Here is a 23,306-nt window from a genome sequence, read left to right as displayed (position 1 = left end):
TCGCTCAACGACACGAGGCCGCCCCCGATCACTCGGGGACGGCCTCGCATACGAGCCTGTTTTATCGCGTTTCGCGGTGCGCGGTGTGCGCGTTGCAACGCGGGCAGTGCTTCTTCATCTCAAGACGGTCCGGGTTGTTACGCCGGTTCTTCTTGGTGATGTAGTTCCGCTCCTTGCACTCCACGCAGGCCAGCGTGATCTTCGGGCGGACGTCGGTGGCAGCCACGTGAGTGCTCCTTGACGAACGGATAGGACTGATTCAACGCAAGAAAGAGTAGCCGATCGAAGGACCGACCCCACAATCGGCTACTGCGTGTAGCGGTGACCGGACTTGAACCGGTGACACAGCGATTATGAGCCGCTTGCTCTACCGACTGAGCTACACCGCTGCGGTGGGATCGGGCCCCGTCTCGCGACGGGAACCTCTCTCACCAGAGCCCCAATACGGAATCGAACCGTAGACCTTCTCCTTACCATGGAGACGCTCTGCCGACTGAGCTATTGGGGCGAGCGATGAAGACATTACACGCTCGGCAGCCGTTCACCCAAATCCGTTTCGTGCCGCCCGTCGGGGCCCGTTCCCGGGCCTCCCAGCGGCCTCGGACACCCCTCGGACACGGTCGGCCACACCGGTACGACTATTGCCCTCCTCCCCGACGGGAGCGAGGGGCCGCCCTAGGCTCGACTCACTCTGCGTGATCTTGAGTTCCTCGCCCCCACAGCCCGAGCACCTGGAGCCCGATGCCCGACAGCAGGCCGCAGCCGCCCCCCTCGTCGCCCCCGCCGGGCCGCCCCTCCGAGCCCGCCCTCCTGCTGTGCGGGGCGCGGCTCACCGACGGCCGGACGGTGGACGTACGGCTGGGCGGCGGGCGCATCGAGGCGGTCGGCACGGCGGGCAGCCTGGCGGGCCCTCCGGTGACGGGCACGACGTCCGACGACGGCGCACGGGTGAACCTCAGCGGCTATCTGCTCCTGCCCGCTCCGGCCGAGACGCACGCCCACGCCGACACCGCGCTGTCCGCCGACGCCGACGGGCCGGTCTCCTACGCCCCCGAGGACGTCCAGCGCCGGGCCACGGAGGCCGCGCTGCTGCAACTCGGGCACGGGGCGACCGCGCTGCGTGCACACGTGCGCGTGGGCGACGTCCAGGGGCTCGGCGCCCTGACCGCCGTCCTGCAGGCCCGGCGTTCGCTGCGGGGGCTCGCCGAGGTGACGACGGTGGCCGTGCCGCGGGTGCTGACCGGGGTGGCCGGAGCCGACGGGCTTGCGGTGCTGCGGGACGCGGTGAAGATGGGCGCCTGCGTGGTGGGCGGCTGTCCCGACCTGGACCCCGATCCGACGGGCTATGTGGAGGCCGTCCTGGAGGTCGCCTCCGAGCAGGGCTGCCCCGTCGACCTGCACACCGACGCCGACGACCCGGCCCGCCTCGCCCGCCTCGCGGCGATGGCCGGCGGGCTGCGCCCCGGCGTCACCCTCGGCCCGTGCGGTGGCCTCGCCCGGCTCCCCGCCGACATGGCCTCCCGCACCGCGGACCAGCTCGCGGCGGCCGGGGTGACGGTGGTGTGCCTCCCGCAGGGCGGCTGCGGGGGCGTCGAGGGCCGCGACACGGCACCGGTCGGGCTGTTGCGCGCAGCCGGGGTACGGGTGGCGGCCGGCAGCGGCGCCCTGCGGGACGTGTCGAACCCGGTGGGCCGCGGAGACCCGCTGGAGGCGGCCTACCTGCTCGCGTCCCGCCACGGCCTGCGGCCGGAGGAGGCCTACGACGCCGTCAGCGCGTCCGCGCGGGCGGCGCTGGGCCTGCCCGAGGTCCGCGTCGAGGCGGGCTTCCCCGCCGAACTCCTCGCGGTGCGCGGCGACCGGCTGGCGGGCGCGCTGTCACTGGCGTACAGCCGGATCGTGATCCACCGGGGGCGCGTGGTGGCGCGGACGAGCGCGGTCCGGGAGTACTGCAACTCGGCGGCGGCCACGGAGTTGGGGTTGCCGCGGCAGGGGCGCGGGGAGCCCTCGTAGGAGCGCGCGGGTCAGGGCGCGTCGTACTCCTGTGGCGCGGCCGGGGTGGTGGGGCGGATGCGGCCGTCCGGGCGTACGGTCGAAGGCATGCGCATTGTCATCGCTGGTGGTCATGGTCAGATCGCGCTGCGGCTGGAGCGGCTGCTCGCCGGGCGTGGGGACGAGGTCGCGGGGATCATCCGCAAGGCGGAACAGGGCGGCGACCTGCGGGAGGTCGGCGCCGAACCCGTCGTACTGGATCTGGAGTCGGCCTCCGTCGAGGAGGTCGCGGAGCGGTTGCGGGGCGCGGACGCGGCGGTGTTCGCGGCGGGCGCGGGCCCGGGCAGCGGGGTGGCCCGCAAGGACACCGTGGACAAGGGAGCGGCCGTGCTGTTCGCGGACGCCGCGGTCCGGGCGGGCGTACGCCGCTTCGTGGTCGTGTCCTCCATGGGCGCGGACCCGGAGCACCGGGGCGACGAGGTGTTCGACGTGTACCTGCGGGCCAAGGGCGAGGCCGACGCGTACGTGCGGGCTCAGGACGCCCTGGACTGGACGATCCTGCGCCCCGGTTCGCTGACGGACGACCTGGGCACCGGCCTCGTCCGCCTGGAGGCGCACACGGGCCGCGGCCCGGTCCCGCGCGAGGACGTGGCCGCCGTGCTCGCGGAGCTCCTGGACACCCCGGCGACGACCGGTCTGACCCTGGAGCTGATCAGCGGCTCGACGCCGCTGTCGGTGGCGGTGAAGTCGGTCGCGGGGAACTGAGCATGACGACCGTGCCGGCCGCGCGCGAGGACATGCTGCGCCGCATGTACGAGGTGTTCTCCACGGACGAGCGGGACACCTTCGTCGTACGGTGCCTCGCGCCCGACGTGGACTGGCCGAACGTCCTGGACGGGACCCGGCTGCACGGCCGGGAGGCGGTACAGGCCTACTGGGCACGGCAGTTCACCGCCGCCCATCCCCTCGTACGGCTGGAGGGCCTGCGGCTCGACCACGACGGCGACGCGGTGGTGGCGACCGTACGGCACGGGCTGCGGACCGAGGAGGAGGATCACTGGGCCGGCACGGTGGAACACGTGTACCGCTTCGGCGGGGACGGGTTGGTGACCCGGATGGACGTACGGACGGTGTCCTAGAACAGCGGCAGTTGCCCGGGAAAGTCCGGCAGGACGTGGCCGTCCAACGACGCCTGGACCGCGCCCAGTTGGGCCTGCCTACGGGAGCCGGGGCAGGAGGTCAGCGCCCCGTTCTCCCGCGCGCCGGGCGGGTCGTGGCGTGCGAAGCGGCCCGCGACGACGGCGATCTCCCGACGGCACTCGGGACAGTTCCTGCGGCGGGACGACATACGTCTGTCAACTCCTTCGCTACGGCGGCCGGTCGGACGGCTTCCACCGTTCCCCGATTCTCCCCTCTGCCCCCTCCCCCTCTCTCCCCCGCTGTGGTCGCTGCGGCGCGGTCGCCCCGGCCTGGCCGGCCGACACACCCGCTCACGGACCCTGCTCGGCGCGCGAAAAGGCGCCCGATTCCTTAGGATCCGACCACGTGGCACACACTTTCGAAGAACTCGTGGAGAAGCAGCGCACGGCCAACGAGGCCCACGTCAGGGTCGTGCAGCTGCGGGACACGTTCGGGGCCCCCACCGCGGAGCCGTGGACCAAGGAACAGACCGACACCTACGAGACCGCGTGGCGGGCGTGGCGTGACCTGGCACGGGATGTGCAGTCCGCGGTGACCGAGTACGCCAAGGACGAGGGGAAGCTGCGCCACGACGTCGAGGCGGACGTGAAGAAGGCGGCACGGGCGGGCGTGGACGAGCCGACGGTGGAGGAGTAGCCGACTGAACGGGCGTTCGACCGCGGCTTCATGCATACGCCCCGCAGGCGAGACCGACTAAGATCCACGGCAACATCGCGTGTCGGTCACCGGCTGGGTGAGGCATGGAGGTGTCGGGACATGCCCATGGAGGCATTCCTTGTCAGTCGAGTTGAACCATACGATCGTCCACGCCCGGAACAACCGGGAATCCGCTGAGTTCTTCGCGGGCCTGCTGGACCTCGAGATCACCACCGAGTGGGGCCCCTTCATCGCGGTCGCCCTGAGCAACGGCGTCACCCTGGACTTCGCCACGATCCCCGCGGAACACATCACCCCGCAGCACTACGCCTTCCTCGTCTCCGAGGAGCAGTTCGACGCGGCGTACGAACGGATCAGGCAGCAAGGCATCGAGCACTACGCCGACCCGCACCAGAAGCAACCGGGCACCATCAACCACAATGACGGCGGCCGCGGCGTCTACTTCATGGACCCCACAGGCCACGCCATGGAACTCATCACCGTCCCGTACGGCGGCTGGCCCTCATAGCCCCGCCCCCGGGCGATCACCCTCGAACACGAAGAGACCCCCTCTCCTCCGCGTCTCCGCAGAGTAGAGGGGGTCTCCCCAAAGTGGCGGCGCCAGGATTCGAACCTGGGAAGGCGAAGCCGGCAGATTTACAGCGGGCCGACGGTGCTGGCTGTGAGCTGGGCATCTCTCACTTCCCCTCGCCCCCGGGGGACGCCTGGGGGAAACCGGCCCTCAACGATCTTCGGGTTCCGCTATTCGGCAGCGGGGAGGGGCGCACCCCATGCGCGCTCCGTCAGCTCACCCCACACACCGGGAGCCACCGAGCGTGGGTCTACGGCCCCACTGGGGGCCGAGGTCTTGTACAAGCCGTCTGGCTGCTCAGACCGGTCATGCTCCTTGACCCAGAAGACGCGCCGCACGAACTTGCCAGGAACCTCCCCGCTTGGGGCATCACTGCGAAGTACGGCGTAGCCCACTCGCCGGCCGGGACCGTTCCACGGCACGGGTGCACTGCGACTGGACACAGAGCGCGATACAGACTGCCGGACGTAGTCGAATCCCTCGACGTCTCCGGACCAGACAATGCGCTCCTCATGCTCTAACGCGGAACGATCCTCGTGCACGTTCCCTCCAATGGGCTCTGGACATCCGAGGTTCCTGCCAACTCTGGTACGTCAGCGCGATCACCTTCAAGACTCTCCCGGTGATCCGCACGAACACCTGGCCGCTCTCGGCTCACCTGCCAGTCCTCGTCTTCACTGTGCACCCGGTGGAGCACACAGGTGGGAACTTAGAGAGTTCAAGACCAGTGACTAGCATCCGGCCATACTTCGAGAGCGACCTGTGCCATCTCAGCTTGCCTCTCTCGAATTCCCTCGGGCCTCCATCGATTGTTATCGAAGTCCCAGAGTCGGTCGATTCCAGTATCAGAGGATACAAGGAGTGTCGAGTTCACATAAATTTGGCTTTTTTCAGGGTAAGTGCGATTAGTCACAGCCTGATTCTTCCTACCGCTGAGCAATGTGAGGTTACCAAGCCGATGAAGCAACGTCTCGTGCTCTTCCAGTCGAACTTCCTGCTCCGGTTGATGCGGGTAAATGTTCTCGACGTGCACCCTTCCAGGGCCTGCTACAGCAAGTTCGTCCATTCCCGCCTTGGCGCGAAGATTAGCTTCGATCTTCTCGAGAACATGTCGCGCTTGCGACGCTTTCGCGAGCGCCCTTTCTTCAAATTCCACTTTGAATGTATCATTGTCGGGAATCCAGCCGCATACACGCCGCATGATTGAAGCAGTTCCGGCACCGCCAGCGAACTCTTTTGCTACTCCGAAAATGTTCTCTTCGAGTGCCGTCGATTCCCTGTTTCCAATGACCGTCCACCGAACATAGTAGCTCAAGCATGCCTCTACTAGATCCTGCAATTCGGTGTAGTCGTTTTTCTCAGATGCGGCCAGAAGCAATGGATGCAACGCGTCTGCGCTCAACGCCTTGATGTCCATCAACGAGTTGTCGAATTCCTCAATGCCCGTTGAGCAGTGAATCAAGTCAACATACCTCAGGGAAGCACTCTCCAGCTCCGCCGCGAACGCTTTGGGTGAGTACGTTTGCGGTGTTTTAGCAAACTCCTTCGTAAGTTGCTCTCGAATCGTCGCATAAAGACTATGCGACTTTACGTCACCGTGTCGCGCCACCCAAAAATGCCGCAAGAACCTTTCGATTTCTTCTCGCTTTTCGAAGTTGTCAAGTAGCACCCTCCAGGTGTCGTTTACTCGCTGCTTTGAGGATTCGTCAAGACTCTCCGCCATCAAGAAATTTCGAACAAGGTCTACAGTTGAGAGATCCTTGCCACGCGAGTTGATCGTTTCGAATACTTCGTTCGCGTCACTTGAAGTCGGCGTCTGAATCTCAACGAACACCAGCCCCTTAATGAGGCATTCGTATAGCGAGTCAAGCCAATCCAATCGCGAATCTTCGTCCGGGATTGATGAGAGTTCAGAGCTGATCTTGCTCTCGAAGTTGGAATAAGCCTCTCGGATTAGCCTGTGCGAGGGGCGCTTACCTTCTTCGACACCTCTCGTACTTCCAGTTGTCTCATTCCAATCTTGCACGAAATCACGGAAGAAGTCTCGATCAAAAAGGGACAATACCAAGAAATATTCCATGGGCTCCCGACGGCCCGCTTTTCTTGCAATGTAGTCACGTTGCATGTTATTCGCTGTGGCGCGAGATTCAGGGGATCCCATGCGCCAAAGAATGTCGCGAATCACTGCAATCAGAATCGTTGATGTGGTCAAGCGTTGCTGCCCATCAAGCAGCGACCTAGTCTTTACGTGCTCGTCGGTGATGGTGACAATTGGGCCGATAAAATACTCTGACGCCGATTCCTTGCCTGTTTCCCTGGCGATCTTAAATTTTTGAATATCTTCCCAATAAGTGTCTACTTCCTTCTTGGACCATGCATATTGGCGTTGGCTGTCGTTGGGAACTGTCACAACCGGATTGTTGGCGCCAATTAGCTGGCCGAGGGTCTGACGTGCAGCATGCTTGATGATGGCCATGGCAATCTCCGAGGAAACGGACACTTGGGCTGCCCGATCGTATCGCGCTGGTGGACGTCGCATGGGCACTTCCGCACGTCCTGACTGCAGCTCGCCTTGAACTTGCAACACGTCGCGACCTCCCTCGTCAGTGGCCTGCGCGTCCGGCTTCGATGATCTGCTCCCAAGGCGGTCGGCTTGGTGCTACCGTCGCAATATTGGAAGGGCGCTCGGTTCAGTCGGGCATGCATCAAGGGAAAACATGAGCTTTTCAAGTGAGAACACTGCTCCCCATCACTTGCACACGCTGCTGTCCAGGGTGCAGCAATCGGGAAAGTCTACATATGCGGCAGGATGGAGTGCTGTACTTGAAGCCGAATGGGGGTCATTGGAATTCGCTAAGCGTCATGGTGAAGTCGTGAACTTGTTGGTAGCCACAGTCGAACAGTTGGATTCTCTCCCAGAGCGGCCTCGGGAGCGTGCCCTTCGCTATGTCAATTCCTGGTGGCAATCTCTTGTGCAACCTCAAGCGAACTGGACGGACAGTGGTAGGCCGGCTGAGGGAATCATTCGGCAAGATATGCTTGACCACCTTGAAGCAGCCGCAGATATCATTGCTGGCAGTCTCGTGGGATCAATGGCGGCGCCGCGCGGTGTCGAACTCGAAGGCATTGCCGAGCAGTGTCGTGAGTGGTTGGACCTTCTTCAGAGCATGGAAGAATCGGAAATTTCCGGTCCAGTCAAGGATGGCTTGGTCTCACAACTTGAGCACCTAATTTGGCTGATTGAAAATGCTGATCTATTTGGCGGTGCTCGCGTTTCCGCCGAAGCAAGTCGTGTAATTGGATCACTTGCGCAAGCATCGGCGACTATGCAAAACGCAAACCAGGAGACCGTTAGCCGTTGGAAGAAGAGTTGGTTGACCTTCATCGCTGTCTGTGTGGCATTCAATGGCGGTGCAGTGGTAGTCCAAGAATCGATTACGTCTGGCACTGCCATCGTTAAGGAAATCACCGGAGTGGTGAGCGATATTCAGGGGAACGACTAGGGGCACGCTCAACCGCGCGGACACAGAGCAACGTCGAGGGAGTCTACGGTTCTCCCTCAGATCCGGCGCGGCAGGGTGCGACTGTCTTTTAATCCGTGGGCGCTCCCTGCCAATCCGCTTGGGCACGGCCCTCCGAGAGTGTGGGCTGCCACTTTGCCACTCGCAGGCATATACCGCCGTCGCCACCAGGAGTGGCAGCAGGCGTTCCCTGACGGTCAAGACTGTTCACGCAAGAGCTCAGCAATAGCTTCTTCCGACCAGTGATCCGCCGCCCCCGGGCAAGAGGCGACGTACGCGGCGATCGCATCCCGGTCCCATGCACCTGCGGAAAGCAGACCGGAGGCCAAGAAGCGTACGTATGCGAGCGATGGGGGAACCCATCCCACTTCGTTCATTGCCCAGGGTGCGGTGAAGGTTAGTACAGGCAGATCGTCAACCTGACCAGCACAGACCAGCGTTTCATACCGTCCTTCACCCAATACGGCCCGACCCTGCGCCAGCACGTCCACGAGGTCAAGGCTAGCTCCAGGCCCCCTGTACATCTCCTGGGCAGCGATGTCGGAGAACTGGTCAGTGGTCACCAGATGGGCTCTGGCGAGCACACGGCCACTCGCGTGCGGGTCATAGAAGGCCCTACCTCCACCCCACACAGGCGACTGAGTGGCAAAATACATGGCGCCATTTAGTTCGACCGGGATAGACCGGGACGGCATCGCCGGGTTCCGGCACCCGGGGTACTCCCTCGCCCCACCAGGAGGGCGGCCGCCCTGGATGTAACAGGCGAGCCGATCAAGATGCATGTTGGACCCATAAGACGTGTACCAGACGTGCTCTGGGAACCGATCGGTCGGCAAGGTTGGGTCAATGCTGGTCAGAGCCTTCACGCTGATTTGCTCCTGATACACGCGCTCACTCGGCAGAAACGTCGTACCTGATGACATGACGGTCTCCCGGAAGAACCGTGATCATTACTCGCAGGGGGCAGTCGTTCTCGTCGTAGCCAGTACGCATGTGCACGGCCACGGGAGTGGCGGAGGGCAACGAGAGCTTTTCGATCTCCGCACGAGTCGGCATCCGCACGGTGATTTCGTCTCGATAGCGAGCCTGGACAAGGCCAACGCTGGCCAGCACGCCACCCGGGGCTGATACGTCCTCCGGGAGCATCAGCGGCGTGCCCCGCACCAACTCCTCAGGGAAGTACGAGTCAGCCAAGGCGTAAGGGTCCTGGTCAACTATGCGGACGCGCTCCCGTACGACCGTCAACGCGGTCTCGGGGTCCAGACCCAAGCGCTCCGCGATCTCAGCCGGCGGGCGCCGGATCGATACGCGCACCTCTTGCCGAGGTTGACGACCACTTTCAGCCACGATGCTGGCCCACTGGTCGCCTTGATCGTCTGTCTTGTGTCGAGCCCGAGACTCCAGGACTGACCAGTCCCAGATGGCCGGAGTCAGGCTGCGGCGGACGAAGCTTCCCCGCCCCTGACCAGCGATGATGAGCCCTTCCTCCGTCAGTCGACGCAATGCGAGCCGCACCGTGTTCCGGCTCGCCTCGTACTGCTCGACCAACTCGAACTCCGTTGGGAGCTGTTGGCCAGGCTCAAGCTCACCCCGCTCGATCTGTCCGCGCAGGTCATCCGCGATCCGGTGGTACCTCGGGCGCTGCTCCCGCACCGTGCCTCCCACTAGTTGGCTGACTTGTGCCAACAACATACGCCTATCGCCTTGACGGCCCCAACAGCTTGAGGCAACACTCTGGATGGCAGTTGTTGGTACAACACCACCAACACCGATGAGTCAGTCTTTATGCCAGGCAGGGTTACTACGGCTCGCCGTAAGCCCCTGAGCTGGTCGTTCTTTGAGAACTCAACAGAGCGTCAAGTTCGACGGGGTGCAAGCCCCCGTCCCCGTAGCGGCTGGGTGAAGGCCGCTGGCGGCCACTTCCTTGCGTGTCAGCCCTGGAGAAACGCCAAGGGATCGGTGGGAACCGACCTCTTGCGCGCCACCTGGTACGCGCCGCCCTGCTGGCGTCAGAGCAGTGACGATGACGCACCCGACTCTCCCGGCTCGGGACCGGCCTGCTGTGCCAACGGCGGGCCGGTGAAGCCGTGTCCCTTCTGCCCTTGGAGGTCGGCGTGGGCCGACGACATCGGTGGGCGTCGCCGCCCGGACCGGCGGCTGACGCCTGAAAACTCAGGTCCTTTCCTGGCCTCGCAGCCTTCTGCTGCGGCCGGCTGCCTCTCCCGCCCGTCCGACCGGCGCACTGCGCAGGTTGTCGTACGGACGGGAGCGCGGGGAGTCGGATTGCCCGGTTCCATCGGCGAGCACCCCCGGAGTTGCAGCTCCGGGGGTGCGGTTCGGGCCGTTCCACGTTGAAGGAGAAAACGACCCATGAAGTGCATCGTTGCTGGTCATGAAGCCGTTACGGCGGCTGAGTTCGCGGAGCTGGCGTTCGGTATCGACCTGGAATTGTTCGCCGGTCCGGCCGTGGCCGAGTCCGAGGAGGACCGGGCGGCCCGTCTGGACGTGGCGCGCGAGGTCATCGCGGAGCTGCGCGAGACGGACCCCGAGGCCGCCGCCTACGCCGAGTCGCTGCTGCGGCGCAGCCCGCTCAAGCCGCAGCCAGCCGTGCGCCGCTCGCGCCGGAGCTCCCAGCGTCGGCAGAACGTGCGCTGCGGCGCTGGTGTGGGGGTGGCCGCGTGAGTGCCGAGACCCTGGCCGCGCAGGCGGCCGTCTTCACGTGCCTGGCCGGTCTCACTGTCGGGCACCCGCATCTGCCCGCTGCGTACATCACCGTCAGCCGTCACACACCGCGGGAACTGAGCGTGCAGCTCGACAGCGCCAGCAAGGTGGAGGCGTGGCGGGAAGCGCTTGGCATTGACGTGGACTTGGTTTACGTCGACCGGCTGGGGAACCGGCAGTCGCTGGAATTCAACGCGACCGCCTTCGGCATCGACTTCCACGTCTACACCTCCTACGTCCCGGCGGCGGAGGGGGGTGCGGCGTGATCCGTATCGTCACCGCCGGCCGTCTGCGCCGGATGCGCGAGGACGCCGCCTGGGCCCGTTCCCGGGCGCGGGAGGTGCAGGGGCAGGCGGATGCCGCTTGGGCCCATCACGTCCGTGAGGTGTGGGAGCTGATCTCCCGCGCTGAGTCGGAGGAGACCGACGCCGCGCTCCTGCGGGAGGACTGCTTCCGACTGCACGACGCGCTCACCACGATGGAGACAGTCCTGGGCGAGCGCGCCGAGCGGATCCGCCTGCTGGGTGAAGAGCTGGAGGCGGCCCGGTTGGCGCGGCGGTCGCTGGTGCTGTTGCTCCACTGGGGCGAGCCGCACAGCATCCACCACCGCCACGAGGACGCCTACGCCTACGCCGCCACCCAGGGCGCCCCCGTTCACGGATGGGTGGCGGGCGATGAACGCCCCGCCGCTGAAGTGACGTGGCGCGCGATCCCGTTCACGCAGGACGAGAGCGTTCATGGCTTCCGCTCGGTGACGGCCGCCTCTCCCAAGCCGACGGAGGGCGCGGCGTGAACGGTGTTCAGATCCGTTCAGCGGAGCGCGCGTTGTCGGTGGGCACGTGGCTGATCGTGTCCGGCGCCATGCTGTTCTCGATCCTGACCGTGACGCCGCTGATGGCCGCCCACACCCCGCGCGAGTGGGAGTGGACGGCACCGATCCTGCCCCTGGTCGTCGATGCCGCAGTGGTGATCGTGGTCCGTCTCGACTCGGTGCTGGCCCGGCTGGGCGGGCACGGGGGACGGTGGCCGATCACGCTGCGGTGGATGACCGGCGCCATGACCCTCGCACTGAACACAGCCGACTCGGCACTAGCGAAAGACCTGGTCGGGGTAGCTGTCCACGCCGTGGCGCCGCTGCTGCTGATCGTCACCGCAGAGACCGGCCTCGCCTACCGTCGCGCCATCACCGCTGCCGTCGCAGCGCTGGAGGCACGACAACAGGCCGAGCGCGAGCAGCGCGAGCAGGCGGCCCGCGAGCGTGCAGAGGCCGCCCGCCGCGAGGCGCGGGAGGAGCGCGAGCACGCCGCCGCGCTGGCGCGTGAACAGCGTGAACACGAGGCCCGGCTGGCACGGGATGCGGCCGAGCGCGAGGAGCACCGGCGGCGGGAGGAGCGCGAGGAGCGGGCCGCCCGGGAGGCAGCGGAGCGGGCCGAGCGTGAACGCCGTGAACGCGAGCGTGAACAGCGTGAGCAAGAGCGTGAACGCCTGGCCCGGGAGGCTGCCGAGCGGGCCGAGCGTGAGCGCCGTGAGCGGGAGGAAGCCCTCGTGCGTGAACAGCGCGAGCGCGAGGAGCGGGCCGCGCGTGAACGGGCCGCACTGCTTCAGCGCGGTCCGGCCGCGGGCAAGCTGAGCGAGAACGAAGCCCGCGCGATCGTGGCGGCGGCGTTCGATGCGGAGTTGCCGGTGCGGGCCGCGGCAGAGTTGTGCGGCTGGTCGGTGGGGTGGGTGTCCGCCCGCTACGCCGAGCACCGCGACCCCGGTACGGGCGGTGCTGAGCTGGCTATCGCGAGCCACTGATGGCCGCCATCCCCGTCTACCCCTGGCGCCTGGCGCCGGAGGGTTTGGCCACCCGCCGCCAGCTGCGCGCGAGTGGGCTGCGGCCGGGTGGTCAGGATGTGGCCGCCCAGGTCGAGCGTCCGCGGCGCCGCCGCGGGCCGCTGGTGGCCTACCTCTACCGCATCGACGCCGCCAAGCCCGTCCGTCCCATGACCCCCGCGAAGCGCGCGGCGCTGGCCAAGGCGAATCAGGCGCGCCGCACCTGCCCGCAGTGCCGCACGGATGCGGGCTACGTCATCCCCACCGCACTCGGCATGTGCGTGCCCTGCGCCTACCCCGATTCCCAGCGCGCCGCCTGACCCCACCTGGCAGGCCCGGCCAGCAACTTCCTACGGCCCTGGCCGGGCCCTACTCCACAGAGGAGTGCGTTCAGCATGACCGAAGTCAGCACCGAACCGGTAGCCGTTGAGGCCGCCCCGAGTACGAACACACCGCCCCCTCCCCCGACCCCGACCGCTGCCCCCACCCCGGCGCCGACGGTGCCGGAGGTGGACCACACGCCCGGCGGCTGGCCCGTCGTGCCGCTGGCCCTGTCGGGGACGAACACGACCGTGGGCATGGTCGCCGCCGCCTCGCTGACCGGCGGCCCGATCGCCGCGGCGGTCGCCGCTACCGGCATGGCCGTCCTCGGGGTGGCCGCCGCCACCCGCAACCGCAAGCCCAACCCGCACCGCGAAGCCCGCCGCACCGCCACCCGCACCGCGGGCCGCAACGCCGCCGCCCGCACCGCGAGCCGCAGCGCGGCGACCCGCGCTGGGGGCGGGACGGCCGGCAGTCGCGCGGGCCGCTCGGGTACCGGGTCGGGGCGGGTGCCCGGCCAGTCCCGCCGCGGCGCCGCGCGCACCCCCGCCCGCGGCACCGCAGGCACGAAGTCCGCCCGGATGGGGGCCGGGTCGCCGAAGAAGACGACCAGCCCCCGCACCGCCGCCTCCCGGCCCGGTGCCAAGGCTGCGGGCCGTGTGGGGCAGGTCAGGGCGTTGCGATCGGCGCAGAAGGCCGCGGGCGGATCCCGGGCGGAGAGGCGGGCGCAGACCACCGCTGCGCGCCGCGCGGTCGCCGACACCCGCCGCACCCCCAACCCGACCTCTCGTTCCCGTCCCGGCAAGTCCGGTTCGGGTGCCGGTCGTGGTGTGGCTGGGCGGCTGATGAGCAGCGCGGCCGGGAAGGCGCGTGCCGCGCAGAAGGCGGCCATTGCCAAGCAGCGAGCGCGGCGGGACGGCAAGACCGCCGACCGGGTGGCCGCGCAGCGCAGTGCGGTGCGCAGGGCGCCCGCCCGGCGGGCGGCCCGACGGGCGCTGCGCCGTTCTGCAGCGCGGTTCCGCGCCCGTCGGATGCTGGCCGCGCTGCTCGCCCTGCCGCTGGGTCTGCTCGGTTTCCTGACCAGCCCGATCGGGCGCAAGTTCAACCTGCCCTGGCTCGTCCACCCGGGCCGGCGCCTGCTCGCCCGGCTGTTCGCGGTCGCGGCCGCGGAGCGCGCCGAGCGCGACGCCGACATCCGCAAAGAACAGGCCGAGCAGGAAGCCGCGGCGGATGCGGAGGCCACCAAGGACGGCACCGACGGGATCGCCGACCACGTCAAGCGGCCCGAGGGCCGCATTCCCACCAGCACGAACACCGATGTCAGTGAAGGAGAGCACGTGTCTGGTTTCCGGTTCGAAGAGGTCGCCGCGGAGATGGAGCAGGCCGCCAACTCCTACGAGCCCGACAGCGCCATGGAGATTCTCGCCATGGTCGAGGGCCTCCCGGCTGCGCTGACCAGCGTGGCGAACGTGATGAAGATCCTCGCCGAGCGCTCCGACAGTGAGTTCCCGCTGGAGAAGGAGGTCGCGAGGAGTTTCGACAACATCTTCGGCGCGGTCATGAGCTCCGTGGCGGTCGCCGAGGACATGGGCCCGCTCTTCCGCGAGGTGCACGCGCAGGACATCGCCCGGCACGAGGACCCCCGCAACGGCACCGAGGCTGAGAAGGGCTGGAACGTCTGACATGAGCAGCACCGCCACCGCCACCAAGAACGCGAGTAGTGGCCCGGTGCTGGACTGGGCGGCCGGTCACGGACCCGTGACCGGCGCTCTGTCCGCCACCACCGGAGCCTTCGCCGTCGCCACCACCGGCGCCGCAACATCCATGCCGCCCGGCTGGGCGCTGGCCGTCGGCGCCGCCGGCGCGCTCGGACAAACCGTCGCCGGTCTGCGCGTGCGCAACGCCGGCCGCACCCTCGCCACCCGCGCCGCATCCTGGCTGGTGGGTGCGGGCTGGACCACGTGGGCCATGACCCACGGCCCGCTCACCTGGGCCGCGCTCGGCTCGCTCGCCGCGGTCGGGGTCGGGATCGGCGCCGCCGCCCGCTCCACCGCCCTCTACGAGGAAGCCCGCGAAGAGGAAGCGATCGCGGCGGCTGAGCGGCAGATCGCCGCTGAGCTGTCCGCGGAGCGGCGGGCTATCGCCGCGGAATGGGTGGACCGTATCCAGCGGGTGTGCTCGATCACCGTGCGGGTGGTCGGGGTCGAGATGTGGGAGACCGGCGCCGGTTTCTCCCTCGACGCCGAGCTCCCCGCCGGCGGCGCCACCTATCAGAAGATCGCCGCCGAGTCGGGGCGTCTGTCGGCGGATGCGCGTCTGCCGCACGGCTGCACGGTTGCCGCCTCGCCCGGCATTGACCAGGGGCGGGTCATCATCGACGTGACCACGGTCAACGTCCTGATGGAGGAGCGCACCTACCCCACCGACTACACGCCGCTGTCCCTGCTCACAGGCATCCCGTGGGGCTACCGCACGAACGCGGAAGACATCCCGGTCTACCTGCGCGAACAGTGCGCGCTGGTCGTCGGGCCGACCGGGTCGGGCAAGACGAACATGGTCCACACGATCCTGGCCGGGTTCGCCCGCACCACCGACGTCCTCACGTGGGTGATCGACCTCAACGCCGGATCCGCCGGCCTGCCCTGGGTGCGCCCCGCCCTGTCGGGCCAGCTCAGCCGCGAGGACGGCAAGCCGGTACGGCCCGGTGTCGACTGGCTCGCCGGGACCTATGACGAAGCGCTCACCATGCTCGACACGGCGGTGCGGGTCGCCAAGCACCGCAAGACCGCCTATCAGGACCTGCTGGCCAGGGCCAACACGGACCTGTTGCCGGTGAGCGCGCAGATTCCTCAGATCATGCTGGTTGTCGACGAGGGTGCGGAGATCCTGGTCAGCACCGATCGGCAGATGCGCAAGCTTGGGGAAAAGATCCTGGAGGTCATCCGGATCGCCCGCGCCATGGGCGTGCGTACCGTCCTGACCGCGCTCGGGGCCACCGGGTCGGTGCTGGGCAATCTGATGATCCGCCGGGAGGCAAAGGTCCGTGTCGCCCTGACCGGGGGCGAGACCGAGGGCATGGACCTGTCGAAGATGTTCCCCGGCACCCGCGGGCTGCGCGTCGACCAGGCCCCCTACAAGGGAGCCGGGTTCATGGCCACCCCGGAATCACCCGCTGGGCTGTTCAAGGCATGGCGGATCCTCCCGAACCAGATCCGGGAGATCACCGCCGCCACCTCCGAACTCCACCCCACCCTCGACACGGTGTCCGCCAAGGCGGCCGGACCCGCATACGCCCGCCGCTGGGACACGGACCGCACGGCATGGATGGGAGACCAGCCCACCACCGCCTCCGACCACGACTCCGGTCCGGGGCGGGCGGGGGGCGGGCTGAACCTTTCCGCCCTGCGGGCCGAGCCGGTGCGGCCGGTGTCGCCAGAGGACGAACTCGCCCGCCGCTTCCGCGAACAGATCGACGCCGAATTCGGCACCGCCCCTGACCCGCGCACCCCGGATCCGGCTCCGCCGACTGCCGGGGGCGGGCTGAACCTGTCAGCGCTGCGGGGCGAGCAGGAGCAGGACAGTCCCGCGCAGCGCGCCGCGCTCGCCGCCCTGCTCGCCGCCGGGCCGGCAGGCACCGGAGCGTCGGCGATCGCCCGCGCGCTCGCCGACGAGCACGGCACGACCCGTCAGACGGTCGTGGGATGGCTCAAGGAGTGGGTCAACGACGGCACCGCCGTGCGCGTCGGGGAGGGCACCAAAGCCCGCTACCTCCACCGCCAGCACGCCCCCGGACAGCCCCCGCAGGACTGATCACTTGTCGCTTGTCGCCCCACTCGCACACATGTCGCCTCCCGGCTCTCAGAGGGTCGGAAACGTGCTTTGACCTGGGAGGCGACAAGCGACAAGACAAGCGACAAGACAAGACAGGCGACAAGCCGCACGACAAGCAAGACGACAAGCCACGCGACAAGCATCCACCCACCCGCACGGGCCCGCGCCACCCACGGCGCGGGCCCGCGGCACACCTTCGAGGGGAGCACCGATGCACCAGCCCAACCCGACCGGCAACATCGCCCCGCACATCCCCGCCGACCTCTACCACCGCGCACAGACCACCGGGCAACCGGTCGTCATCGTCGTCAACGACCACACCGCCCACGGCGTCGAGTGGCGGCGCCTGCTCTACCCGTTCGCGGTCGCTGGAGCCGTCGCCCTCGGTGGCTGGGGACTGGTCGCCGCGCTGTGCTGGCTGATGGACGTCGCCGCCCACACCATCACCGTCGTCGCCGGTGCCGCCGGGCCCATCGGGGTTGGCGGTATCACGCTCAAGCTCGCCCGCGGCAAGAACCACTAGCTACGCCAAGGGCGACCCCCCATTCCGCCAAGAACCGGGGTCGCCCTTGCCCAACCAGCCCACTACAGACCTGTTGGAGGTCATCCAGCATGACGCAACCCACCGGCATTCGGCGAGCCTTACCGCCGACCGCCCCCGCCGCGCCCCGTATGCGGTTCTACCTGACCACCCACAAGCGGCACTGGCTGCGCCTCACCGATGTGCCCCTGTTCCTCAAGAGCGAGCACTTCGACCGCGCGGTGAAGTGGGACGAAGCCCGCGGCCCCTACGCCATCGACTCCGGCGGCTTCATGGAGCTGAAGGACAAGGGCACATGGACCCGCCCGCCCCGCAAGTACGTCGATGACCTGCGCCGCATCTGGGAACACGTCGGTCCCTACGACTGGGCCGCCCCGCAGGACTGGATGTGCGAGAAGGCCATCATCGAAGGCGGTTGGTTCGGCGGACAGTACTTCGTCGGCACCCATCTGAGCGTGGACGAGCACCAGCGGCGCACGGTGGCCAACTTCCTCGAACTGCGCGCTCTGGCCCCGGACCTGCGTATCGCGCCGGTCATCCAGGGCGACAACGTGCCGGCCTATGAGCGGTGCGTGGAACTGTACGAGAAGGCCGGGGTGGACCTGCGGGCCGAACCGGTCGTCGGGCTTGGGTCGGTGTGCCGGTTGCAGTCCACCCGCCAGGGCGCCGCGATCGTCACCGCGATGGCTTCACACGGCTTCAAGCTCCACGGCTTCGGCTTCAAGATCCTGGGCCTGGAACGCGTCGGTCACCTGCTGGCCTCCGCCGACTCCGCCGCCTGGAGCTCCCACGCCCGCCACCGACCGCCACTGCCCGGTCACACCCACAAGAACTGCGCCAACTGCATCGACTACGCCCTGAGGTGGCGCGAGCGCGTCATCAACGCCATCCCCACCCATCACCAGATGCTGCTGACCGACCGGAGCGCAGCATGAACCAGCCCCCCACCACCGATCTCTCCGGGCTGTCCCTGCTGGCGTGGGCGCTGCAAGCTGCCCGCCGCAACTGGCACGTCATCCCCCTGCGCCCGCGAGACAAGCGACCGGCCGGGCACGCTGAGAAGTACTGCCCCGGCACCGGTCGGTGCGCCGACGGGCACAAGACCCCGGAAGAGCGCGCCACCACCGACCATGACCTGTTGGTCGCCGCGTGGACGCACCAGCCCTACAACGTAGGCATCGCGACCGGCCCCTCAGGGCTGCTCGTGGTCGACCTCGACACGCTCAAGCCCCAAGAGCCGAAAGGAACGCCTGACGGCGTCGCCAACTTCCAAGCGCTCTGCGAGCGCGCCGAACAGGCCGTCCCCAGCACCTACCGGGTGCGGACCGCGCGCGGCGGTGAGCATCTGTACTTCACTCAGCCTCCCGGCGCCCGGCTGCACAACACCGCTGGACGGCTCGCCAAGAAGATCGACACACGAGGGTGGGGCGGGTACGTCGTCGCCGCTGGCAGCGCCACCCCCGACGGGACCTACACCGTCCTCGACGACCGCCCGCCCATCGTGCTGCCCAACTGGCTGCACGACGCCCTGAAACCCCCGCAGCGCTCCGCACAGGCCACCGCAGTGCCCGTCACCACCCGCGCGAGCGGATACGCGGCCGCGGCGCTGCGGGGTGAGGTGGACAACGTCGCGCGTGCCGCGGACGGCACCCGCAACGCCACGCTGCTGCGGGCCGCGCGGGCCCTTGGTCGGCTGGTGGCGTCCGGCGACCTCGACCGTGGGGAGGTTGAGCAGGCTCTTAGTAGGGCGGCGGCGGGCAACTCCACACAGTCTCAGCGCTACTACGACGACGTCATCGCCCGGGGGCTGGACTGGTCGATCGCCCACAACCCGGCCGGCAGGCGGGCGGCATGAGCAATCCCACGCCTACTAAGAGCCTCCCCACCGACCACCCGCCGCAGACCGCTGCACAGCCTGTGGCCACGACGGCCGAGGGCGGGCCGAAGGTCGCCGCCCGCCAGGGCGTCCCTACTGCACGTCGCTCTGAGCCGCGCCCGGACGACGGACGTCGCCCACTGGCGTGGCTGCACATCATGGCGCCGCCGGACTGGAGTGTGACGCCGTCCGCGCGTTCCTGGTGCCTGTGCGGCTACGACCGCCACGCCGTAGGGCGCGCCGCCGTCGCCCGGCTCGTGGCAGACCACACGGAGCACCGCACCGCCTGCCCTCTCATCGCCCGCACCCTGGAAGGAGGTAGGGCCGCATGACCGCGAACGACGTGAGCCCGGATCTGTGGGAAGGGTTCGACCTGACCGCCGAGGACATCGCCGGACCTGTCTGGGATGAACCAGTGCCCCTCAAGTCCCGGCCCCCGCTCCCTGCGTTCCCCGTGGACGCCCTGCCTGACTGGCTGTCCGGAATGGTGCGCGGGGTGGCGGAGGAGACGCAGACCCCGGCAGACCTCGCCGGGTGCCTTGCCCTCGCCGTCCTCGCCACCGCCGCCGGCGGCCGGGTGAAGGTGTGCGTGCGCGGGCACTGGCGCGAGCCCGTCAACATCTACACCGCTGTCGCCCTGGACCCGGGCAACCGCAAGAGTGCCGTGTTCGACCTCATGGTCCGCCCCCTGCTCGCCGCAGAGAAGGCTCTGATCGAGCTGTCAGGGCCGGTGCGGGCGGAGGCGGAGACGACGGTTCGGTTGGCCAAGGCCGCCGCTGACAAGGCCGCGGGGAAGGCTGCGGGCGCTGAGCCGGACCAGCGTGCCGCGCTGACTGCCGAGGCCGTCGAACTGGCCCAAGCCGTGGATGAGATGAGCGTTCCGGCCGTGCCGCAGCTCGTCGCGGACGACGTGACCCCGGAGAACATCGGGACCCTGCTGGACCAGCAGGGAGGGCGGATCTCCTGCCTGAGCGCCGAGGGCGAGCTGTTCGACATCATCGCCGGCCGCTACAGCGGCAAGCCCAACATGGGCATGTTCCTCAAAGGCCACGCCGGCGACATGATCCGCGTCAACCGCCAGGGCCGCGAAGCCCAGCACATCGACGCCCCCGCCGTCACCATCGGCCTCGCCGTCCAGCCGGAAGTCCTCGACGCTCTCTCCCGCATCGACGGAGCCGACGGGCGCGGCCTGCTCGCCCGCTTCCTCTACTCCAAGCCCCTCTCCCTGGTCGGACGCCGCAACCTCACCCCCGACCTGCTGGATGAGCAGGTGGCCGCCACCTACGGCCGGCGCCTGAGCGGCCTCACCCTCGCCCTGGCCGACTGGAGTGATCCCGCCCTGCTCCAGCTCACCCCCGAGGCAGACGCCGTCCTGCTCGCCTTCCAGAAAATCACCGAGTCCCGTCTCGGCCCGGACGGAAGCTACGCACCGATCGTGAAATGGGCCTCCAAGCGGGACGGAGCCGTCGCCCGGATCGCCGGACTGCTCCACCTGGCCACCCACCCCGAGGACGGATGGCACAAGCCGATCGAGGCCGCCACCATGGCCGCCGCCACCGAACTGGGCGACTACTTCACCGCACACGCCCTGGACGTGTTCGACACCATGAGCGCCGACCCCGCCCACGACGCCGCCCTGACCGTCCTCGCCCAACTCAACACCAACTGCGCGGCGCAGTTCACCAAGCGGGAGCTCTTCCGGGCCCTGCGGCGGGCGGACTTCCCCGCCATCGGCGACCTCGACCCCGCCCTGACCCTGCTCGAAGAACACGGGTGGATCCGGCAGGTACCCCCGCCGCCGCGCACCGGCCGCGGCGGCCGACCACCCTCGCCCCGCTACGAAACCCACCCCCGCATCACCCGCAGCCCCTGACACAACCCCCAACCCGCCGACACAACTGACAGAACCCCCAACACAAGCCGCTGACCTGCACAAACAAACATCATCAAGGCTGTGACAGAACCCAGTTAATACTCGACAGAACTCCCGCCCCGCCTCGGGCACCTCCCTGACAGAACCCCGCCTGCCGAGGTTCTGTCAGGTTTTAATTCAGTTCTGTCAAAGATCACGAAACCCGTGAAACCGCAGGTCAAAGACGTACCGGCGAGGTTCTGCCAGTTCTGTCAGCGGAATCCCGGTTCTCGCAGGATCTGAGAAGGAGTCCCCATAGTGGCCCGCACGCAGAAGCTCAAGCTCCGCGAAGTCCTCGAAGAGATCGACATGAGCCGCGCCGCCTTCTACCGCATGCGCGCCCGCGGTCAGGCGCCCCGCATCCAGAAGCTCCCCAACGGCCAACTCCGAGTCAGCCGCGCCGACCTCGACGCCTGGTGGGAGTCCTGCGAGCAGCGCGCCATAGCTTGAGCCATCGTTCCGCAGTCAAGGGCCCGCCATCCGGCGGGCCCTTCTCCATGGGAGAGCAATGCCCCTGACCTACGACGTACGCCTCTACGCCCTCGAAGTGCGGAAGGACCGACCCAAGCCCTACCGTCTGCGCTGGCTGGTCGGCACCCGGAAGCACTCGAAGAGCTACCCCATCAAGGCACAAGCCGATGGCAGGCGATCGGAGCTCATGTCCGCCGTACGCCGCGGCGAACAGTTCGACGAGGAAACAGGCCTCCCCGTCTCCGAACTCCGCGCGCAACAAGGGTCCGTCACCTGGTACGAGCACACCCGCTCCTACATCGACCGAAAGTGGAAAACGGCCCCCGCGAAGTCACGCAAGAACTACGCGGATGCGCTGGCAACCATCACGCCCGCCCTCATGAAGACCCGAGCAGGGATGCCCGATGCGCGCCTGCTGCGGCGTGCCTTGTACGGCTGGGCCTACAACCGGAATCGGTGGGACGAGACCCTGCCAGAGGACATTGAGCGGGCGCTTCGCTGGGTGGCGAAGAACTCGATCCCCATCAGTGCCCTGGAAGACCCTGCAAGCGTCCGTCTCGCCCTGGACGCCTTGGCGTTGAAGCTTGACGGTAAGCCGGCCGCTGCACGCACGACCAAGCGCAAGCGAGCCTGTCTGAGCGACGTTCTCGGATTCGCCGTGGAAGAGCAGCACTTCGTCACACCGGTCAATCCGATCACCACCGTGAAGTGGACCGCACCGAAGTCAGCGGAAGAGGTGGACCCCGAGAGCGTCGCCAACCCTCGCCAGGTTCGGGCACTCCTCGCCGGCGTACGGGCGCAGGGCGCCCGCGGCGAGCATCTCGAAGCGTTCTTCGGGTGCCTGTACTACGCCGCGATGCGCCCCGCCGAGGCCGCAGCGCTCCGAGCCGCACAGTGCCACCTGCCTGAGGAAGGCTGGGGCACCCTCACACTGCGGCACGGTGTGGTGCAGGCCGGACGGAGCTGGACGGACGACGGGAAGGCCCACCAGAACCGGCACCTCAAGGCCAGGGCCGAGAAGGACTCTCGCCCTGTCCCCATACCGCCGCGCTTCGTCCGGCAACTGCGGCAGCACATCGCCACCTACGGCACCGCGCCCGACGGTCGTCTGTTCCGCACCAGCCGCGGAGGTCTGCTGCAAGACACCGGATACGGGGAGGTCTGGGCGCGGGCCAGGCACAAGGTGCTCAGCGAGGCCGAGGCGGCCTCGTTGCTCGCACGGCGCCCCTACGACCTGCGTCACGCAGGAGTGTCGTTCTGGCTCAGTTCAGGGGTGGACCCGATGGAGTGCGCGCGGCGAGCCGGCCACACGATCGCCGTCCTCTTCCGGGTGTACGCGAAGGTTCTCGCTCAGACGCAGGAACGGGCCAACCGCCGGATCGAGGCCGCCCTGCGCGAGTGGAACGAACCCGAGTAGCCCCGTGCTCTCCCCGGGGGACACCTGGGGGACACACGCTGATCAGAGGTGGGATCAGGGCGAGACTGGGTGAGACAAGTCACCCTCTTTCGATTCCGCTCGAAAGATCATCCACAGACGCGAAGAGACCCTCTCCGGTCTGCGTTCTCGCAGATCAGAGAGGGTCTCTCTCAGCGTGGCGGCGCCAGGATTCGAACCTGGGAAGGCGAAGCCGGCAGATTTACAGTCTGCTCCCTTTGGCCGCTCGGGCACACCGCCAGGGTTGCTGCCGTTCGAACCGCTTTTCGGCGGTGCTCCGTGGCAACGACGTAAACAATACCCGATACGGAGGGGTGCTTCGCCACCCGATTGATCACCGCTCCCAGGGGGCGGGGTGGCTAGGCTTGTCCGGATGCGGACCGGGACTCATGCCGGCTCGGCGGCAGGTCTCCCGTACGCCGATGCGCACCCGAACCGCACCGGA

The 23,306-nt window shown here is 67.9% G+C and carries 26 protein-coding genes and 3 tRNA genes; 20 read left to right on the top strand and 9 right to left on the bottom strand.

What is annotated here, in order from left to right; all coding sequences use genetic code 11:
* Nucleotides 1–61 precede the first annotated feature (61 nt).
* The 3 genes from rpmG to AC067M_RS35785 form a co-directional block, all read right to left on the bottom strand.
* Nucleotides 62–226, bottom strand: a complete 165-nt coding sequence (rpmG, locus tag AC067M_RS35795; protein WP_003948671.1) for a 50S ribosomal protein L33 — start codon at nucleotides 224–226, stop codon at nucleotides 62–64.
* A gap of 90 nt (nucleotides 227–316) precedes the next feature.
* Nucleotides 317–389, bottom strand: a tRNA-Met gene (locus AC067M_RS35790).
* Between the two features lie 46 nt (nucleotides 390–435).
* Nucleotides 436–508 (bottom strand) — tRNA-Thr (locus tag AC067M_RS35785).
* Between the two features lie 233 nt (nucleotides 509–741).
* Between AC067M_RS35785 and AC067M_RS35780 the strand changes: the two genes are divergently transcribed.
* From AC067M_RS35780 to AC067M_RS35770, 3 genes are all read left to right on the top strand, one after another.
* Nucleotides 742–2,010, top strand: coding sequence for an amidohydrolase family protein (locus AC067M_RS35780; protein WP_478701208.1), 1,269 nt, complete (start codon nucleotides 742–744; stop codon nucleotides 2,008–2,010).
* 87 nt (nucleotides 2,011–2,097) lie between these two features.
* On the top strand, nucleotides 2,098–2,754 hold the full coding sequence (locus AC067M_RS35775; RefSeq protein WP_478701207.1) for an SDR family oxidoreductase: 657 nt from the start codon (nucleotides 2,098–2,100) through the stop codon (nucleotides 2,752–2,754).
* A gap of 2 nt (nucleotides 2,755–2,756) precedes the next feature.
* Nucleotides 2,757–3,128 (top strand): nuclear transport factor 2 family protein, encoded by a 372-nt coding sequence (locus AC067M_RS35770; protein WP_478701206.1) that lies wholly within the window; start codon nucleotides 2,757–2,759, stop codon nucleotides 3,126–3,128.
* Here the strand turns inward: AC067M_RS35770 and AC067M_RS35765 are convergent.
* On the bottom strand, nucleotides 3,125–3,337 hold the full coding sequence (locus AC067M_RS35765; protein ID WP_478701205.1) for a hypothetical protein: 213 nt from the start codon (nucleotides 3,335–3,337) through the stop codon (nucleotides 3,125–3,127). The two genes, AC067M_RS35770 and AC067M_RS35765, sit on opposite strands and share 4 nt — an antisense overlap.
* A gap of 197 nt (nucleotides 3,338–3,534) precedes the next feature.
* Between AC067M_RS35765 and AC067M_RS35760 the strand changes: the two genes are divergently transcribed.
* Nucleotides 3,535–3,825: a hypothetical protein gene (locus AC067M_RS35760; RefSeq protein WP_478701204.1), complete on the top strand. Its 291-nt coding sequence runs from the start codon at nucleotides 3,535–3,537 to the stop codon at nucleotides 3,823–3,825.
* Nucleotides 3,826–3,964: 139 nt separating this feature from the next.
* Complete coding sequence (locus AC067M_RS35755; protein ID WP_478701203.1) at nucleotides 3,965–4,354, top strand: VOC family protein; 390 nt, start codon at nucleotides 3,965–3,967, stop codon at nucleotides 4,352–4,354.
* A gap of 233 nt (nucleotides 4,355–4,587) precedes the next feature.
* Here the strand turns inward: AC067M_RS35755 and AC067M_RS35750 are convergent, their stop codons facing one another.
* Together AC067M_RS35750 and AC067M_RS35745 are read right to left on the bottom strand one after the other, a co-directional pair.
* Entirely contained in the window at nucleotides 4,588–4,959 is a 372-nt protein-coding gene (locus AC067M_RS35750; protein ID WP_478701202.1) for a DUF6009 family protein, read from the bottom strand.
* Between the two features lie 176 nt (nucleotides 4,960–5,135).
* Nucleotides 5,136–6,893, bottom strand: a complete 1,758-nt coding sequence (locus AC067M_RS35745; protein WP_478701201.1) for a DUF262 domain-containing protein — start codon at nucleotides 6,891–6,893, stop codon at nucleotides 5,136–5,138.
* Between the two features lie 241 nt (nucleotides 6,894–7,134).
* On the opposite strand from AC067M_RS35745, the gene AC067M_RS35740 reads away from it, so the two are divergent.
* Nucleotides 7,135–7,920 carry a hypothetical protein gene (locus AC067M_RS35740; protein WP_478701200.1) on the top strand — a complete coding sequence of 262 codons (786 nt, stop codon included), beginning with the start codon at nucleotides 7,135–7,137 and terminating at the stop codon, nucleotides 7,918–7,920.
* A 215-nt stretch (nucleotides 7,921–8,135) separates the two neighbouring features.
* Here AC067M_RS35740 and AC067M_RS35735 read toward each other — a convergent pair whose 3' ends face one another.
* On the bottom strand, nucleotides 8,136–8,429 hold the full coding sequence (locus AC067M_RS35735; protein WP_478701199.1) for a hypothetical protein: 294 nt from the start codon (nucleotides 8,427–8,429) through the stop codon (nucleotides 8,136–8,138).
* 400 nt (nucleotides 8,430–8,829) lie between these two features.
* Entirely contained in the window at nucleotides 8,830–9,591 is a 762-nt protein-coding gene (locus tag AC067M_RS35730) for a GntR family transcriptional regulator (protein WP_478701198.1), read from the bottom strand.
* A 717-nt stretch (nucleotides 9,592–10,308) separates the two neighbouring features.
* On the opposite strand from AC067M_RS35730, the gene AC067M_RS35725 reads away from it, so the two are divergent.
* The 14 genes from AC067M_RS35725 to AC067M_RS35660 all read left to right on the top strand — a co-directional run bounded on the left by AC067M_RS35725 (nucleotide 10,309) and on the right by AC067M_RS35660 (nucleotide 22,843).
* Nucleotides 10,309–10,620, top strand: coding sequence for a hypothetical protein (locus tag AC067M_RS35725; protein ID WP_478701197.1), 312 nt, complete (start codon nucleotides 10,309–10,311; stop codon nucleotides 10,618–10,620).
* Nucleotides 10,617–10,925: a hypothetical protein gene (locus AC067M_RS35720; protein WP_478701196.1), complete on the top strand. Its 309-nt coding sequence runs from the start codon at nucleotides 10,617–10,619 to the stop codon at nucleotides 10,923–10,925. The genes AC067M_RS35725 and AC067M_RS35720 overlap by 4 nt, the downstream gene beginning before the upstream one ends.
* On the top strand, nucleotides 10,922–11,452 hold the full coding sequence (locus AC067M_RS35715) for a hypothetical protein (protein ID WP_478701195.1): 531 nt from the start codon (nucleotides 10,922–10,924) through the stop codon (nucleotides 11,450–11,452). The genes AC067M_RS35720 and AC067M_RS35715 overlap by 4 nt, the downstream gene beginning before the upstream one ends.
* Nucleotides 11,449–12,456, top strand: coding sequence for a DUF2637 domain-containing protein (locus tag AC067M_RS35710; RefSeq protein ID WP_478701194.1), 1,008 nt, complete (start codon nucleotides 11,449–11,451; stop codon nucleotides 12,454–12,456). Before AC067M_RS35715 ends, AC067M_RS35710 begins: the two co-directional genes overlap by 4 nt.
* Nucleotides 12,456–12,794: an RRQRL motif-containing zinc-binding protein gene (locus AC067M_RS35705; protein ID WP_478701193.1), complete on the top strand. Its 339-nt coding sequence runs from the start codon at nucleotides 12,456–12,458 to the stop codon at nucleotides 12,792–12,794. The genes AC067M_RS35710 and AC067M_RS35705 overlap by 1 nt, the downstream gene beginning before the upstream one ends.
* Before the next feature lie 75 nt (nucleotides 12,795–12,869).
* Complete coding sequence (locus AC067M_RS35700) at nucleotides 12,870–14,477, top strand: hypothetical protein (protein WP_478701192.1); 1,608 nt, start codon at nucleotides 12,870–12,872, stop codon at nucleotides 14,475–14,477.
* Between the two features lies 1 nt (nucleotide 14,478).
* Nucleotides 14,479–16,605 carry a hypothetical protein gene (locus AC067M_RS35695; RefSeq protein WP_478701191.1) on the top strand — a complete coding sequence of 709 codons (2,127 nt, stop codon included), beginning with the start codon at nucleotides 14,479–14,481 and terminating at the stop codon, nucleotides 16,603–16,605.
* Nucleotides 16,606–16,837: 232 nt separating this feature from the next.
* Nucleotides 16,838–17,149, top strand: a complete 312-nt coding sequence (locus AC067M_RS35690; RefSeq protein ID WP_478701190.1) for a hypothetical protein — start codon at nucleotides 16,838–16,840, stop codon at nucleotides 17,147–17,149.
* An 89-nt stretch (nucleotides 17,150–17,238) separates the two neighbouring features.
* Complete coding sequence (locus tag AC067M_RS35685) at nucleotides 17,239–18,102, top strand: deazapurine DNA modification protein DpdA family protein (RefSeq protein ID WP_478701189.1); 864 nt, start codon at nucleotides 17,239–17,241, stop codon at nucleotides 18,100–18,102.
* Entirely contained in the window at nucleotides 18,099–19,022 is a 924-nt protein-coding gene (locus AC067M_RS35680; RefSeq protein ID WP_478701188.1) for a bifunctional DNA primase/polymerase, read from the top strand. Before AC067M_RS35685 ends, AC067M_RS35680 begins: the two co-directional genes overlap by 4 nt.
* The gene (locus tag AC067M_RS35675; RefSeq protein WP_478701187.1) at nucleotides 19,019–19,375 is read left to right on the top strand and encodes a hypothetical protein; all 357 of its coding nucleotides are present in this window, start codon (nucleotides 19,019–19,021) and stop codon (nucleotides 19,373–19,375) included. The genes AC067M_RS35680 and AC067M_RS35675 overlap by 4 nt, the downstream gene beginning before the upstream one ends.
* Nucleotides 19,372–20,916: a YfjI family protein gene (locus AC067M_RS35670; RefSeq protein ID WP_478701186.1), complete on the top strand. Its 1,545-nt coding sequence runs from the start codon at nucleotides 19,372–19,374 to the stop codon at nucleotides 20,914–20,916. The genes AC067M_RS35675 and AC067M_RS35670 overlap by 4 nt, the downstream gene beginning before the upstream one ends.
* A 297-nt stretch (nucleotides 20,917–21,213) precedes the next feature.
* Entirely contained in the window at nucleotides 21,214–21,405 is a 192-nt protein-coding gene (locus AC067M_RS35665; protein WP_478701185.1) for a helix-turn-helix transcriptional regulator, read from the top strand.
* A gap of 58 nt (nucleotides 21,406–21,463) precedes the next feature.
* Complete coding sequence (locus tag AC067M_RS35660; protein WP_478701184.1) at nucleotides 21,464–22,843, top strand: site-specific integrase; 1,380 nt, start codon at nucleotides 21,464–21,466, stop codon at nucleotides 22,841–22,843.
* A gap of 176 nt (nucleotides 22,844–23,019) precedes the next feature.
* Here AC067M_RS35660 and AC067M_RS35655 read toward each other — a convergent pair.
* Nucleotides 23,020–23,101: transfer RNA gene (locus AC067M_RS35655), tRNA-Tyr, on the bottom strand.
* Nucleotides 23,102–23,306 lie beyond the last annotated feature (205 nt).

It is taken from the genome of Streptomyces sp. NPDC043427 (genome assembly GCF_056436655.1).
Note: the sequence above shows the minus strand (reverse complement) of the source record. Positions and strands in the feature narration are given on the sequence as shown.

What these genes read in the sequence shown, in the direction of transcription:
- AC067M_RS35740 (WP_478701200.1), top strand. Translation starts at nt 7,135, where the DNA reads ATGAGCTTTTCAAGTGAGAACACTGCTCCCCATCACTTGCACACGCTG.
- AC067M_RS35705 (WP_478701193.1), top strand. Translation starts at nt 12,456, where the DNA reads ATGGCCGCCATCCCCGTCTACCCCTGGCGCCTGGCGCCGGAGGGTTTG.
- AC067M_RS35775 (WP_478701207.1), top strand. Translation starts at nt 2,098, where the DNA reads ATGCGCATTGTCATCGCTGGTGGTCATGGTCAGATCGCGCTGCGGCTG.
- AC067M_RS35675 (WP_478701187.1), top strand. Translation starts at nt 19,019, where the DNA reads ATGAGCAATCCCACGCCTACTAAGAGCCTCCCCACCGACCACCCGCCG.
- AC067M_RS35745 (WP_478701201.1), bottom strand. Translation starts at nt 6,893, where the DNA reads ATGGCCATCATCAAGCATGCTGCACGTCAGACCCTCGGCCAGCTAATT.
- AC067M_RS35770 (WP_478701206.1), top strand. Translation starts at nt 2,757, where the DNA reads ATGACGACCGTGCCGGCCGCGCGCGAGGACATGCTGCGCCGCATGTAC.
- AC067M_RS35690 (WP_478701190.1), top strand. Translation starts at nt 16,838, where the DNA reads ATGCACCAGCCCAACCCGACCGGCAACATCGCCCCGCACATCCCCGCC.
- AC067M_RS35670 (WP_478701186.1), top strand. Translation starts at nt 19,372, where the DNA reads ATGACCGCGAACGACGTGAGCCCGGATCTGTGGGAAGGGTTCGACCTG.
- AC067M_RS35780 (WP_478701208.1), top strand. Translation starts at nt 742, where the DNA reads ATGCCCGACAGCAGGCCGCAGCCGCCCCCCTCGTCGCCCCCGCCGGGC.
- AC067M_RS35680 (WP_478701188.1), top strand. Translation starts at nt 18,099, where the DNA reads ATGAACCAGCCCCCCACCACCGATCTCTCCGGGCTGTCCCTGCTGGCG.
- AC067M_RS35725 (WP_478701197.1), top strand. Translation starts at nt 10,309, where the DNA reads ATGAAGTGCATCGTTGCTGGTCATGAAGCCGTTACGGCGGCTGAGTTC.
- AC067M_RS35685 (WP_478701189.1), top strand. Translation starts at nt 17,239, where the DNA reads ATGACGCAACCCACCGGCATTCGGCGAGCCTTACCGCCGACCGCCCCC.
- AC067M_RS35695 (WP_478701191.1), top strand. Translation starts at nt 14,479, where the DNA reads ATGAGCAGCACCGCCACCGCCACCAAGAACGCGAGTAGTGGCCCGGTG.
- AC067M_RS35660 (WP_478701184.1), top strand. Translation starts at nt 21,464, where the DNA reads ATGCCCCTGACCTACGACGTACGCCTCTACGCCCTCGAAGTGCGGAAG.
- AC067M_RS35765 (WP_478701205.1), bottom strand. Translation starts at nt 3,337, where the DNA reads ATGTCGTCCCGCCGCAGGAACTGTCCCGAGTGCCGTCGGGAGATCGCC.
- AC067M_RS35700 (WP_478701192.1), top strand. Translation starts at nt 12,870, where the DNA reads ATGACCGAAGTCAGCACCGAACCGGTAGCCGTTGAGGCCGCCCCGAGT.